This window comes from Streptomyces sp. NPDC007991 (genome assembly GCF_042958445.1).
In the GTDB taxonomy this organism is placed as follows: Bacteria; Actinomycetota; Actinomycetes; order Streptomycetales; family Streptomycetaceae; genus Streptomyces.
In genome coordinates this window covers 166,387-179,754 of record NZ_JBIBJD010000014.1, presented here as the reverse complement: position 1 = coordinate 179,754, position 13,368 = coordinate 166,387, and the positions used below count along the sequence as shown (strand labels likewise).

The window sequence follows — 13,368 nt, the reverse complement described above, 5'->3', positions numbered from 1 at the left end:
GCGTCATTGGCCTCATAGGTGTACGCCGAGTTGCCCGGAGCGGTGCCACCCGCCGGCGGCGAGATCGGGACGTCCTTGTAGCCGGTGCGGAACTGCAGGGCGCGCTCGGAGGGGGCCTGTTCGGTTCCGTTCACCACCGGGCGCACGGTGTAGTCGGCAAAGTCCTGGGCGCCGGAGTCGAAGTAGTTCGTGGAGCCGGTGATCGGCGAGGAGTTGAGCTTGGTGGCGCCGCGGTAGACGTTGAACGCCACATCGTTCGGGTCGGTGGCCAGCCAGCGCCACGACACCAGGTTCCCACCGCTGGTGTGGACACTGGTGAGTCCCCGGTCGAGGTGCTCCACCTGTCGCGCGGTCGCGGCCTCCGCGGCCTGGGGCAGCACGGTGAGCGCGGAGGCGGCCAGCGCGAAGGCGGCGGCGAGCACGCCTGCCGCACGGCCACCTGAGGCTCGGCGGATTCTTCGTGGACGCGGCCCCGTAGGGGGGCGCGGGTGAGAGTCGGTCACAGTGACCTCCGGTGTGGGGGGTTTACTGAGTGACGTGATCATGACAATCGTCTGTTCTGACGAGTCTCACGTGCGGGAACGTCAGGCCGGGCGTGGAGCGGCTGCTCCTCAGCGCAGGACGGATTCCCACCTGGTGTTGGACCCGGCCGCGTCGGCAGGGAGGCGGTCCCGTGCGGCGGTGTCGCCGTACATGCTCCAGCGGGCCCAGTCGACGACGGTCCTCGGGAAGCGCTGGTCGCTCCAGAAGCTGGTGTGGCTGCCGCCGACGAAGGTGAGGAACGCCTTGGGCCAGGTGATCTCGTTGTACGCCTGCCGGGCCGAGGAGTACTGCGTGGTCGAGTCCCGGTCGCCGTGGACGAACAGGACCTTGGCCGAGACCGAGCTGGACGGGTTGCCCATGTCCACGCAGGACTGGGGGTTGGCGGAGATGATCCGGCGGTCGGGCCAGGAGGTCAGCAGGCCATGGGTGATCATGCCGCCCAGGGAGTGGCCCGAGACGCCGACGCCGATCCCGGTGTTGATGTGCCCGGCCAGCGGACCGCTCGCGTTGAGCGCGAGGGTGTTGGTGATGATCTGCGAGACGTCCTTGGAGGTGTTGCCGTTGTTGACGTCGCTGAAGTTGTGGTTGAAGTGCGGGGCGGGGACGACGAAGCCCGCCGAGGCCAGGGCCCGGATGATGAACAGGGAGTTCTGCGGGCTGCTTCCGTAGCCGTGGGTGAAGTTGTAGACGGGGAAGACGCCATGGGCGACCGGGGCGTTCGTCACCGGGTTGCCGCCGGGGGTGCCGGTGGCGGGGTAGTAGACGTAGGTGGTGCACCGGCGGCTGCCGCGAGTCCAGTCGTACCGGCGCACGCCGACCGCGAACGGCGTGGTCGGTGCGCTCTGCGGCCCGGCGATGGCGCCTGCGTGTCCGGTGCCGAGCAGGGACGCGCCCATGCCCGCCGCTCCGGCCGCGCTCAGGGCCAGGAAGGTGCGCCGTTGCATGCTCATGGATGAACTCCTGTGTGAGTGGGGGTTGCACGTACGGAGCCCGAGGCGGCGAGGAGCGACGATGCGACCCACTCTTCGAGTCACATGACTGTGAACGCTCCCACACCAGGTCGAATAACAGAAAGAGTCACCATCGGGCTCTCATCTGTCAATCGCTGTGACCCAATCCGTCTGAACTCAGGGTCAGGTGATGGGTCTTCAGCCGTGGCTGTGACCGATTCCAGCGCTCATGCCGGCGATCGAGTGGGCACTGATGTCGAGGTGCGGACCGTCCCCGGACCGGGCCGCCACGGAACGGACGTGCTGCTGGGCGGGGTGGGCCAGACCGTCGTACACCGCGACGCACACCTCCCGCGCCCGGGACCGGGGCCAGTCGGCCGGCAGCAGATCGATGGGCAGCAGGGGGTCCAGCACCGGGAAGTGGCGGTAGGTGTTCATCACTTCGGTGCGGGCGCGCACCGCCGCGGCGCCGGTGACGTCACCGGCGCTGATGTGAGGCCGCAGGCCGTTCCACCGCCGGATGAAGATCTCGTACTGTTCGGCGATGCCGGGCAGGTCCCAGGCCTCGATCGGGTTGCGGTTGGCCTCCGTCTCGAGATCCACCTGTCGCGCGCGGAACACGCTCACCGCTCCCAGCGCCAAGTCGGCCAGTTCGGCACGCCCTTTGGGGGTGAGCGGGTGCGGCGACGCCCAGACCGCGTCGTACAGGGGCGCGAACCCCCGCCACCGCAGCGCGGTGCGCAGCGCGCGGCGTCGTGTGCTCTCCTGTTCCGGCACGGAGAAGGCGACCAGCGTCCACCATCCGTCCCATGAGTCGGGCTGCGTGGTGAACGTGGCGATGGAGCCACCGCCGCTCCACAGATCGACAGCGGCCTGACGCGTCAGCCGGTACGAGCTGTACCGCCCCTGCCGGCTGCCCTCCAGCACCCCTCGACGCGCCAGCCTGCTGATGGTCGTACGGGCGGCGCCCGCGGCCACGTCGAACTCCCCCAGCAACGCGACGATGGCCGCCGCCGGCAGCCAGGCCCGGTGCGGAAACGTGTAGTCAGCGATCAAGGTGACCGCCAGGCTCGCCGGTGAACCGCCGGCCTGCCAGCGCGGCAACCGCATCGGACTGGTGCCGTCGCCGGAGAAGATCTCCTCGAGGTGGGACAGGTTCGCCAAGGTCCGCTCCGACGCGTCGAGTAGGGCGGTCCCCACTGTAACGACCGGGTCGGCATCACATACGACACTCAACCATCCGACCGGTCGTGGAACTGTGATACCTGATCGGGCGGATGAAGGCTGCTGTCAGCCGGTCGCGAGGTTCGCGCGGGTACCGATGCGGTCCTGTACCCAGTCGTGGAACTCGCCGATGTGGTGCTCGCTGGGCACCAGGACGCCGCCCTTGGCGTACAGCCGGGAGCTCATCGCGGGCTGGCAGCGCTCACAGGCGTCGAAGTCCTGCCGGTTGACGCGGTCGAACAGCTCGACCGACCGGCTGACGTCGCGGCCGCTTGCCACCACGCCCTTCAGGTACAGCCAGTCGCACTCCACGATCGTGCGGTCGACCGCCACCGGGAACATCCGGTGGAAGATCACGTGGTCGGGGACCAGGTTGACGAACACCTGCGGGCGCACCGTGATCGCGTAGTACCGGCGGTCCTGTTCCTCGGAGACCGTGGGGATACGGTCCAGGCCCTGCGAGCCGTCCACGGTGAAGCCCTGGACGTCCGAGCCGAACTGGGCGCCGTGCCCCACGTAGTACTGCGCCGCGTAGCCGTCGGCGAACTCCGGGAGGACCTCGGTCAGCTCGGGGTGGATGGTCGCGCAGTGGTAGCACTCCATGAAGTTCTCGATGATGAGCTTCCAGTTGGCCTTGACGTCGTAGACGATCCGCCGGCCGACCTCCAGGCTCTCGACGTCGTACCGTTCGACGGACTCCACGTCGCCCAGGCGCGCGACCACGTCCGCGATCACCGACTGCTCGAACGAGGGCGGGTTCTCGGCCAGGCACACCCACACATAGCCCAGCCACTCGCGCACCGCCACGCTCACCAGCCCGTACTCCGTGCGGCCGACGTCCGGCATCTTCGTCAGATTCGGCGCCGCGACGAGCTTGCCGTTCAGGTCGTACGTCCAGGCGTGGTACGGGCACTGGAAGGCTCGCTTGACCTCGCCGGACTCCTGCGTGCACAGCTTCGCTCCCCGGTGCCGGCACACGTTGAAGAAGGCCCGGACGGAGCCGTCCCGCGACCGGGTCAGCAGGATGCTCTCCCGCCCGACGTCCACGGTCCGGAAGGCGCCCGGCTTCGCCAGTTCCGACGCGCGCGCCGCGCAGAACCACATGGCTTCAAATATGCGTTCCTGCTCCAGGCGGAAGATCTCCGGGTCCGTGTAGTGGTCACCGGGGAGGGTCGCGATCAGGCTCTCCGGCAGGCCGGTCGTCGTCATGGTTCACCTCGGAGTGAAGCGCCTCGGGCGGGCGAGCGGTTGCCTCATGTGCAACGTGCTTCTTGCTACGCAACTCACGGTGCAGTCCACCCGGAGCGGTGTCAAGCCCTTGACCGCAGGCCGTCACAGCCAGGACCATGTTGCGTATCAGTCAGCTCGTTGCGTAATGCGCACTTCCCTCTGGGAGGGCTCCGTGTCTCTTGGACCCACAGCCTGCCGCGAGTTCGTCCTCACCCTGTCGTGCCCGGACCGCTCGGGACTCGTCCACGCCGTCACCGGCTTCCTGGTCCGGCACTCCGGGAACATCCAGGAGAGCCAGCAGTTCGACGACCGGCTGCAGGACCGCTTCTTCATGCGGGTGCACTTCGACGTCTCGGACCCGGGCACGTCGCTGGAGGACCTCAAGTCCGGCTTCGCGCAGGTGGCGGAGGCGTACCGGATCTCCTGGCAGCTGTACGAGGCGTCGACGCCGACGCGCACGCTGATCATGGTGTCGAAGTTCGGGCACTGCCTGAACGACCTGCTCTTCCGCCGGCGGACCGGCGCGCTGAACATCGAGGTGCCGGCGATCGTCTCCAACCACCGGGACTTCGAACCGCTCGCCGAGAGCTACGGGATCCCCTTCCACCACGTGCCCGTCACCCGGGAGACGAAGCCCGACGCGGAGGCGCGGCTGATGGAGCTCGTCGACGAGCTGGACATCGACCTGGTGGTCCTCGCCCGCTACATGCAGATCCTGTCGAACGACCTGTGCAAGCAGCTCGAAGGCCGGGCGATCAACATCCACCACTCGTTCCTGCCGAGCTTCAAGGGCGCCCGCCCCTATGTCCAGGCGTACGAGCGCGGCGTCAAGCTCGTCGGAGCGACGGCCCACTACGTCACCCCGGACCTCGACGAGGGTCCCATCATCGAGCAGGACGTCATCCGCGTGAACCACTCACAGGGGCCCGACAGTATGGTGGCCCTGGGGCGCGACGTCGAGGCGCAGGTCCTGGCGCGGGCGGTGCAATGGCACACTCAGAGCCGCGTCATGGTCAACGGCAACCGTACGGTCGTCTTCCGTTGAGGAATCCGCCGAGGGGCCCGTTGAGAAAAATGGCGTCCACCCCCTCACGCGTGTTGCCTATTCCACCTAGAGTTTCGCCATGAGCAACCTCGGCGCTGAGACCGCAGGCGCTCCCAGTGGCGGAGTGCAATCCGTTGACCGTGCCGTCGCCGTGCTGGAGATCCTCGCCCAGCACGGGGAGGCGGGTGTGAGTGAGGTGGCCGCGGCGATCGACGTCCACAAGTCCACCGCTTTCCGTCTGCTCGGCGCGCTGGAAGCGCATGGAATGGTCGAGCAGGAGAGCGAACGGGGAAAGTACCGTCTCGGCTTCGGCGTCGTGCGCCTGGCCGGCGCCGTGACGGGCCGTATCGCCGTCACCCGGCACGGGCGCGGAATCTGTGAGCGTCTCGTCGACGATGTGGGCGAGACGATGAACATAGCCGTGCTCGAGTCCCACCACGCGATCAACCTCTACCAGGTGCGCGGCTCCTCGGCCATCGCCGCGCAGAACTGGGTGGGACGGCTGACGCCGCTGCACTGCACGTCGAGCGGCAAGGTCCTCCTGGCCCACCTCACCCGCGAGGAACGCGACGAACTCCTCGCCGAGGCCGGCCTCCCTCGTCTGACACCGCGCACGGTGACCTCCAGGAAGAAACTGGAGGCGGACCTGTCCGAAGCCCGTGAGCAGGGCTATGCCATCACGCTGGAGGAATACGAGGAGGGCCTCAACGCCCTCTCCGTCCCCGTGCGTTCGCCGGACGGCGAGGTCGTCGCCGCCCTCAGCGCGTCGGGGCCGGCCTTCCGGCTCACCGTGGAGCGGATGCATGAACTCGCGCCGCTGCTGCTCGCGGGGGCGGACGAGCTCAGCCGCCGTCTCGCCGCCCATGCGGACTGAGGTGCACGACCACCGCAGAACCGGCCTCTCATGACACGCGGCGGCCGGTGATCCTGACACCGGATCACCGGCCGCCGCTTCTCGCTGCCGGCGTCAGCCCGTCCACTCCACGGCCGCGTCCAGCAGCCAGTCCGTCAGGTAGCCGGCGAAGGACGACCGGACCAGCACCCAGAACCCGGCCCTGGGCTCGTCACGGGCGACCAGGACGACCTGGGCGCGGGCCAGGTTCGTCTGGGCGCAGCGCCCCGGGCCGAAGACCCGCGGGTGAAGATCGAGCGAGCAGCCGTGCGCCAGCAGGTCGCGGGCCCGGGGGCCGGCGACGAGGAGCGTCGTGCGCTGGGCCGAGACATCGATGACGGACACGGGTTCGTCGCCCGCGGCCTCACGGATCCGGCTCTCCAGGTCCTGCCCGCTGCCCCGCGGGCCCACGACGAGCCACTCGTCGGGCCCGAGCCACAGCGCGGTCAGCTCCCCGGCGCGGACGACGGTGCCGGGTTCGACGGGGAGTTGGAGGCCCAGCGCCAGTCCCACGGCGTCCACCGCCGCTCCCTTGGGGTCGAGGCGCACATCGATCTGGGCCAGGAAGGGCAGTTCCGCCAGCCGGATCGCGCCGCCGGAGGCGCGGGTCGCGGTGGCCAGCCGGCCGGCGGCATGCGACAGGGGGCTGCGGAGCGGGGTGGTAACGGCGGTGTCAGCCATCGCGGCGGGCTCCCTCGGGGTCGTAGAGGACGGGGCTCGCGACGGTCACCGGGACCAGCCGGTCGCCCACGGGGGCGTAGAGGCGCTCACCGATGCGGTCCCGGCCGCCCTTGACGAGCGCGAGGGCGAAGGTCCGGCCGAGGGCCGCGCTGCGGTAACTGGACGTGACGTGGCCGAGCATCGGGACGGGCGGCGCGGGCAGCACACTGCCGGCGACCAGGTGGGTGCCTTCGGGGAGGAACGTGCCCGGGTCGTCCGGAAGCAGCCCGACCAGGTGTTTGCGGTCGGGGCGGGCGGTGTCGGCACGGGCGAAGGAACGCTTGCCGATGAAGTCCTTCTTCTTCTTGGACACCGCCCAGCTCATACCGAGGTCCTGCGGCGTCACCGTGCCGTCGGTGTCCTGGCCGACGATCGGATAGCCCTTCTCCGCACGCAGGACGTGCATCGTCTCCGTGCCGTACGGGGTGATGCCGTACGGGGCGCCGGCCTCGTACAGCGCCTCCCACAGGGCGAGGGCCTCCCATGGTGACACGTTGATCTCATAGGCGAGTTCGCCGGAGAAACTGATCCGGCACACCCGCGCGTCGATGCCGGCGACGGTCGTCTCACGCCACGCCATGAACGGGAAGTCCTCGGCCGCTACGGCGAGTCGGGGGGCGAGCGAGCCCAGGACCTCGCGCGAGCGCGGGCCGACCAGGGCGACGGTGGCCCACTGCTCGGTCACCGACGTGCAGTGGACGCGCAGTTCGGGCCATTCCGTCTGGAGCCACTCCTCCATCCAGTCCAGCACGGCGGCGGCGTTGCCCGTCGTGGTGGTGACCAGATAGCGGTCCTGGTCGAGGCGGATCACCGTGCCGTCGTCGAAGACCATCCCGTCCGGGCGGCACATCACGCCGTAGCGGATCATGCCGACCTTCAGGGTGCTCATCATGTTGGTGTAGAGCAGGTCGAGGAAGACACCGGCGTCCGGGCCCTGGACGTCGATCTTGCCGAGGGTGGAGGCGTCCATGAAGGCGACGCCCTCCCGGGCGGCGGCGCACTCGCGCAGTACGGCCGTCTCCATGTCCTCGCCGTCCTGAGGGTAGTACCAGGGCCGCTTCCACTGGCCGACGTTCTCGAACAGGGCGCCGTGCGCGACATGCCACGCGTGCAGGGCGGTGGTGCGGACCGGGTCGAGCAGGGCACCGCGGTGCCGGCCGGCGAGAGCGGCGAAGGAGACCGGGGTGTACGGCGGCCGGAAGGTGGTTGTGCCGAGCGCGGAGATGTCCACACCGAGCAGTTCGGCGACGACGCCACTGGCCAGGACGCCGGAGGTCTTGCCCTGGTCGTTCGCCGTGCCGGCCGTGGTGTAGCGCTTGGTGTGCTCGACGGAGCGCAGGCCGGCACCCGTCGCCCGCGCCAGATCGTCGACGGTGACGTCGCGTTGCAGGTCGACGAAGCGCGGGGCGCCGTCCCGGCCCGGGACGGCGAAGACCGGCATGGGCGGCGTCTGCGGCATGCCGGCCACCTGGGGCAGGTGGGCCTCTTCCGGGGTGTAGCCCTCGGCCTCGATCGCGCGGGCTCCGGCGGCGGCCCCTTGGGCGAGAACTCGGGCCAGGTCGAAGACGCCGTTCGCACCGCCCGCGACCTCGACCGCCTGGCGGCAGGTGTCGGGGACGAAGGTGCCGAGTTCCGCGTCGTGGCGGAGCTTGCCTCCCGCCTGGCTGAACAGGTGCGCGACCGGGTTCCAGCCGCCGGAGACCAGGAGCAGGTCGGCCGCGAACCGGCGTCGGCCTGTTGTCTCTCCGTACGGCGCGACGGCCACGGCCGTGAGACGGGGAGCGCCTTCCGTGCCGGTGACGGCGTGGCCCGCCAGCACCTCGATGCCGGCCTGCCGGGCACGCTGCGCCCACTCCCCCGGCTCGACGCGGGTGTCGACGACGGCTTCGACGGCCATGCCCGCCGCGGCGAGGTCCAGGGCCGCCGGGTAGGCGCTGTCGTTGGTGGTGAAGACGACCGCGTGACGGCCGGGCAGGACGCCGTACTTGTTCAGGTGGGCGCGGGCCGAGGCGGCCAGCATCACGCCGGGGCGGTCGTTGTCCGCGAAGGCCAGGGAGCGTTCGTGCGCGCCGGTGGCGAGGACGACCCGTCGGGCGCGGATGCGCCAGACGCGTTCGCGGGAGACCCTGGCCGGGGCCTCGGCGCCGAGGTGGTTGGTGCGGCGCTCCACGGCGAGGAGGTGGTTGTCGTCGTAGTAGCCGAAGACGGTGGTGCGACGCAGGACGCGCACGTCGGGGGCCGCGTCGAGTCGGGCGGTCGTGTCGGTCACCCAGTCGAGGTGCTCGCCGGTGCCGAGGAGGCTGCCGCCGGGTTCGGGCTGGTCGTCGGCGAGGATGACGCGGGCACCTGAGCGGGCGGCGGCTGCCGCTGTGGCGAGGCCGGCCGGGCCCGCGCCGACGACCAGGAGGTCGCAGTGGGCGTGTACGGCGTCGTAGCGGGCCGGGTCCGGGGCGGTGGCGAGGCGGCCCTGGCCGGGGAGGCCGGTCGCGACGAGGCCGTCGTACAGCTCGACGGTGGTGGCGGGGAGCATGGGCTCGGGGAACGGGGCCTCGATCTGTACGACCGCGTTGGGTTCCTCGGCGCCGGCCGAGAAGATGCCGCGGGGGCGGCCCAGTTTGATGCTGGTGCCGGTCTGGATGACGCCGTTGGCGAGGAGGGCGGAGGCGAGGGTGTCGCCCTGGTAGCCCTGGTATTCGGTGCCGTCGAACGTGAAGGTGATCGGGGTGTCGCGGTGGATTCGGCCGCGGGTGGGGTGGCGGAACGGCTGGGTTGTCTCGCCCCCGCCGCCCCTACCCGTCCCATCCCCCAGGGGCTCCGCCCCTTCGACCCCACTGGAGGCTACGCCCCCAGACCCCCGCGAGCGCTCCGCCCCCTGCACCCCGACCGGGGCTGCGGGCCCAGACCCGGACCCCCGCGGGGACTCCTCCCCCCGCACCCCCACCGGCACTGCGGGCCCAGACCTCTGCGAAGCCTCCGCCTCCCGCACCCCCACCGGGGCTGCCGTCCCGGGCCCCGCTTCGGCCTGAACGGCCTCGTCCTCAAGCGCCGGGCGGGCTGGACGTACCTGGCTTGACTCGAAGGTGGCCGGGCGCTCCTCCCCCGCCCGGTACACCGTCAGGATCTCGTTCGTGGACGTGTCCCGGACCGCGTTGAACCAGCGGCGGCAGCCTGCCGCGTGGGTCCAGCGTTCGGCGAAGGGGCCCCTGGGGTTGTCGCGGAAGAAGAGGTAGCGGGCCCACTCCTCGTCCGAGAGGGAGGACGGGTCCTGCGGGTACGGCACATGGGCCTGGCCGCCGTAGTGGAACTCGGCCTCGTCGCGGGGCCCGCACCACGGGCAGGGGATCAGCAGCATGGGTCGGACTCCCTGATGGTCCTAGTGGGCCACCGCGGCCGCGCCGTGCTCGTCGACGAGCGCGCCGGTGGTGAAACGGTCGAGCGAGAAGGGGGCGTTCAGCGGATGCGGTGTGTCGTGGGCGATGGTGTGGGCGTAGACCCAGCCGACGCCCGGGGTGGCCTTGAAGCCGCCGGTTCCCCAGCCGCAGTTGAGGTAGAGGTTGTCCACGGGGCTGAGGCCGATGATCGGGGAGGCGTCGGGGCTGACGTCGACGATGCCGCCCCAGGTGCGCAGGACGTGGGCCCGGGCGAAGACGGGGAAGAGCTCCAGGGCCGCCGACATCTGCTCTTCGATGATGTGGAAGGCGCCGCGCTGGGTGTAGGAGTTGTACGCGTCGATGCCCGCTCCCATGACCAGTTCACCCTTGTGGGCCTGGCTGACGTACACGTGGACCGCGTTGGACATGACGACCGTCGGGTGGACGGGTTCGAGCAGCTCCGACACGAGTGCCTGCAAGGGGTGGCTCTGGAGGGGGAGTTCGATGCCCGCCATGGCCGCGAGCACCGAGGTGTGACCCGCCGAGCAGAGCGCGACCTTGCCCGCCGCGATCGGGCCGCGGGTGGTCTGTACCCCCACCACCCGGTTGCCGACGACGTCGAGGCCGGTCACCTCGCAGTTCTGGATGATGTCGATCCCGGCGGCATCGGCGGAGCGGGCCAGGCCCCACGCCACGTGGTCGTGCTTGGCGATGCCCGCGCGCGGCTGGTAGGTCGCGCCCAGGACCGGATAGCGCACGTCCGGGGAGATGTTGACGATCGGGCAGACGTCCTTGACGCCGTCCGCGTCGAGCCACTCGGCGTCCACGCCGTTGAGGCGGTTGGCCTCGACGCGGCGCACACTGTCGCGGACGTCCTGGAGGCTGTGGGCGAGGTTCAGCACGCCGCGCTGGGAAAAGAGGATCGGGTAGTCGAGCTCCTCGGCGAGGCCCTCCCACAGTTTGAGCGCGTGTTCGTAGATGCCGGCGCTCTCGTCCCAGAGGTAGTTGGAGCGGATGATCGTGGTGTTGCGGGCCATGTTGCCGCCCGCGAGCCAGCCCTTCTCCAGCACGGCGACGTTGGTGATGCCGTGGTTCTTCGCCAGGTAGTGGGCGGTGGCCAGACCGTGGCCGCCGCCGCCCACGACGACGACGTCGTACGAGCGCTTGGGCTCGGGGTTGCGCCACAGCCAGTCGGGGTGTTCGGGGAGCTCGGCGCCGGGGGTGCGGGGGCTCATCGGGCGTCTCCGTCCTCGGACAGGTGGGGGTAGAGCGGGTGCTGGGCGGCCAGGGCCTCCGTGCGGGCGCGCAGGGCGGCCACGTCGGGGTCCGGCTGGAGCACGAGGGCGATCACGTCCGCGACCTCGGCGAAGTCGGCCTCCGTGAAGCCGCGGGCGGCCAGGGCCGGGGTGCCGATGCGCAGGCCCGAGGTCACCATGGGCGGGCGCGGGTCGAAGGGCACGGCGTTGCGGTTGACGGTGATGCCGATCTCGTGGAGCAGGTCCTCGGCCTGCCGGCCGTCGAGCTCCGAGTCGCGCAGGTCGACCAGGACGAGGTGGACGTCCGTTCCTCCGGTCAGGACCTTCACCCCGGCCGCCGCCGCGTCCGCCCGGGTGAGGCGTTCGGCGAGGAGGCGGGAGCCGGCGAGCGTGCGGGCCTGGCGTTCGGCGAACTCCGGTGACGCGGCGACCTTGAACGACACCGCCTTCGCGGCGATGACGTGCTCCAGTGGGCCGCCCTGCATGCCGGGGAACACCGCCGAGTTGATCTTCTTGGCGAGGTCGGCCTCGTCGGTGAGGATGACGCCGCCGCGCGGGCCGCCGAGGGTCTTGTGGGTCGTGGTGGTCGTGACGTGGGCGTGCGGGACGGGGTTGGGGTGCAGTCCCGCTGCCACCAGTCCCGCGAAGTGCGCCATGTCGACCATCAGCAGCGCGCCCACCTCGTCGGCGATCCTGCGGAAGGCCGCGAAGTCCAGCTGCCTCGGGTACGCCGACCAGCCGGCGATGATCATCTTGGGGCGGTGTTCCTTGGCGAGGTGCTCGACCTCGTCCATGTCGACGAGGTTGTCCCCCTCGGACACGTGGTACGGCACGATGTTCAGCATCTTGCCGCTGTAGTTGATGCGCATGCCGTGCGTGAGGTGCCCGCCGTGCGCGAGGTCGAGGCCGAGGACGGTGTCGCCGGGCTGGAGCAGGGCGAAGAAGACGGCGGTGTTGGCCTGGGCGCCCGAGTGGGGCTGCACGTTGGCGAAGCCCGCGCCGAAGAGGGACTTGACGCGCTCGATGGCCAGCCGTTCGATGACGTCGACGTGTTCGCAGCCGCCGTAGTAGCGGCGGCCGGGGTAGCCCTCGGCGTACTTGTTGGTCGCGACCGAGCCCTGGGCCTCCATCACGGCGGTGGGGGCGAAGTTCTCGGAGGCGATCATCTCCAGGGTGGACTGCTGGCGGTGCAGTTCGGCGCGGAGCGCGGTGTGGACCTCGGGGTCCAGCTCCGCCAGGGGGGTGTTCAGCGCGTTCATACGGCGTTCGCGTTCCTCTCGGCGGCCTCGACGACATTGGCGAGCAGCATGGCCCGGGTCATGGGGCCCACGCCCCCGGGCATCGGCGCCAGCCATCCGGCGACCTGGGCGGCGTCCGGGTGGATGTCCCCCACCAGGTCCTGGTCGGTGCGGGTGATGCCGACGTCGAGGACGGCCGCGCCGGGGCGCAGCATGTCCTTGGTGATCAGTCCGGGCGAGCCGGCGGCCGCGACGACGATGTCCGCCTCGCGTACGTGCCAGGCCAGGCCCTTGGTTCCGGTGTGGCACAGGGTCACGGTGGCGTTCTCGGACCTGCGGGTGAGCAGCAGTCCGATGGGCCGTCCGACGGTGATGCCCCGGCCGATCACGCACACCCGCGCTCCCGCGAGCGGCACGTCGTGGCGGCGGAGCAGTTCGAGGATGCCGCGCGGGGTGCACGGCAGCGGGGCCTCGACGCCGAGGACGAGCCGGCCGAGGTTGACGGGGTGCAGTCCGTCGGCGTCCTTGGCCGGGTCCATGCGTTCCAGTACGGCGCCCGCGTCGAGATGGCGCGGCAACGGGAGCTGGACGATGTAGCCGGTGCAGGCAGGGTCGGCGTTGAGTTCGTCGATCGTGTCCTCGACCTGCTGTTGCGAGGCGTCGGCGGGCAGCTCCCGGCGGAGGGAGGCGATCCCCACCTGGGCGCAGTCGCGGTGCTTGCCGCCGACGTAGGCGTGACTGCCGGGATCGTCACCGACCAGCACGGTACCGAGACCCGGCGCTCGACCGGTGGTCGCGGTCAACTTGGCCACACGCTCGGCGAGTTCGTGACGGATGGCGGCGGCGGTCGCCTTGCCGTCGAGGAGTTGTGCCATCACCTGGAGTTCCTTCCGGCGAAC

The 13,368-nt window shown here is 70.6% G+C and carries 10 protein-coding genes and 1 pseudogene; 2 read left to right on the top strand and 9 right to left on the bottom strand.

The genetic code is table 11. The annotated features are described in order from the left end of the window. From ACFZDA_RS34830 to ACFZDA_RS34815, 4 genes and pseudogenes are all read right to left on the bottom strand, one after another. Positions 1-545: pseudogene (locus tag ACFZDA_RS34830) on the bottom strand (rhamnogalacturonan lyase); the annotation flags it as partial. Positions 546-611: 66 nt separating this feature from the next. Continuing rightward, positions 612-1,493: an alpha/beta hydrolase family protein gene (locus tag ACFZDA_RS34825; protein WP_391089356.1), complete on the bottom strand. Its 882-nt coding sequence runs from the start codon at positions 1,491-1,493 to the stop codon at positions 612-614. A 198-nt stretch (positions 1,494-1,691) separates the two neighbouring features. Further along, positions 1,692-2,657, bottom strand: a complete 966-nt coding sequence (locus ACFZDA_RS34820) for a PaaX family transcriptional regulator C-terminal domain-containing protein (protein WP_391089354.1) — start codon at positions 2,655-2,657, stop codon at positions 1,692-1,694. 126 nt (positions 2,658-2,783) lie between these two features. Further along, the gene (locus ACFZDA_RS34815) at positions 2,784-3,926 is read right to left on the bottom strand and encodes an SRPBCC family protein (RefSeq protein ID WP_391089352.1); all 1,143 of its coding nucleotides are present in this window, start codon (positions 3,924-3,926) and stop codon (positions 2,784-2,786) included. A gap of 166 nt (positions 3,927-4,092) precedes the next feature. Here ACFZDA_RS34815 and purU point away from each other — a divergent pair, with 166 nt between their 5' ends. After that, the gene (gene purU / locus ACFZDA_RS34810; RefSeq protein WP_391089350.1) at positions 4,093-4,992 is read left to right on the top strand and encodes a formyltetrahydrofolate deformylase; all 900 of its coding nucleotides are present in this window, start codon (positions 4,093-4,095) and stop codon (positions 4,990-4,992) included. Positions 4,993-5,071: 79 nt separating this feature from the next. Next, complete coding sequence (locus tag ACFZDA_RS34805; RefSeq protein WP_391089349.1) at positions 5,072-5,866, top strand: IclR family transcriptional regulator C-terminal domain-containing protein; 795 nt, start codon at positions 5,072-5,074, stop codon at positions 5,864-5,866. A gap of 93 nt (positions 5,867-5,959) precedes the next feature. On the opposite strand, the gene ACFZDA_RS34800 is transcribed toward ACFZDA_RS34805, so the two are convergent. The 5 genes from ACFZDA_RS34800 to ACFZDA_RS34780 are packed head-to-tail and all read right to left on the bottom strand — an operon-like array spanning position 5,960 to position 13,347. After that, the gene (locus tag ACFZDA_RS34800; protein ID WP_391089347.1) at positions 5,960-6,565 is read right to left on the bottom strand and encodes a sarcosine oxidase subunit gamma family protein; all 606 of its coding nucleotides are present in this window, start codon (positions 6,563-6,565) and stop codon (positions 5,960-5,962) included. Beyond that, complete coding sequence (locus ACFZDA_RS34795) at positions 6,558-9,956, bottom strand: sarcosine oxidase subunit alpha family protein (RefSeq protein ID WP_391089345.1); 3,399 nt, start codon at positions 9,954-9,956, stop codon at positions 6,558-6,560. Before ACFZDA_RS34795 ends, ACFZDA_RS34800 begins: the two co-directional genes overlap by 8 nt. Before the next feature lie 21 nt (positions 9,957-9,977). Continuing rightward, positions 9,978-11,210, bottom strand: coding sequence for a sarcosine oxidase subunit beta family protein (locus tag ACFZDA_RS34790; RefSeq protein WP_391089343.1), 1,233 nt, complete (start codon positions 11,208-11,210; stop codon positions 9,978-9,980). Continuing rightward, entirely contained in the window at positions 11,207-12,490 is a 1,284-nt protein-coding gene (gene glyA / locus ACFZDA_RS34785) for a serine hydroxymethyltransferase (protein ID WP_391089341.1), read from the bottom strand. The genes ACFZDA_RS34790 and glyA overlap by 4 nt, the downstream gene beginning before the upstream one ends. Then, a complete protein-coding gene (locus tag ACFZDA_RS34780; protein WP_391089339.1) occupies positions 12,487-13,347 on the bottom strand; it encodes a bifunctional methylenetetrahydrofolate dehydrogenase/methenyltetrahydrofolate cyclohydrolase in 861 nt (286 codons plus the stop codon). The genes glyA and ACFZDA_RS34780 overlap by 4 nt, the downstream gene beginning before the upstream one ends. Positions 13,348-13,368 lie beyond the last annotated feature (21 nt).

Coding starts and splice junctions, on each gene's coding strand:
- purU (WP_391089350.1), top strand. CDS start 4,093: ATGCGCACTTCCCTCTGGGAGGGCTCCGTGTCTCTTGGACCCACAGCC.
- ACFZDA_RS34825 (WP_391089356.1), bottom strand. CDS start 1,493: ATGAGCATGCAACGGCGCACCTTCCTGGCCCTGAGCGCGGCCGGAGCG.
- ACFZDA_RS34800 (WP_391089347.1), bottom strand. CDS start 6,565: ATGGCTGACACCGCCGTTACCACCCCGCTCCGCAGCCCCCTGTCGCAT.
- ACFZDA_RS34790 (WP_391089343.1), bottom strand. CDS start 11,210: ATGAGCCCCCGCACCCCCGGCGCCGAGCTCCCCGAACACCCCGACTGG.
- ACFZDA_RS34795 (WP_391089345.1), bottom strand. CDS start 9,956: ATGCTGCTGATCCCCTGCCCGTGGTGCGGGCCCCGCGACGAGGCCGAG.
- ACFZDA_RS34805 (WP_391089349.1), top strand. CDS start 5,072: ATGAGCAACCTCGGCGCTGAGACCGCAGGCGCTCCCAGTGGCGGAGTG.
- ACFZDA_RS34815 (WP_391089352.1), bottom strand. CDS start 3,926: ATGACGACGACCGGCCTGCCGGAGAGCCTGATCGCGACCCTCCCCGGT.
- glyA (WP_391089341.1), bottom strand. CDS start 12,490: ATGAACGCGCTGAACACCCCCCTGGCGGAGCTGGACCCCGAGGTCCAC.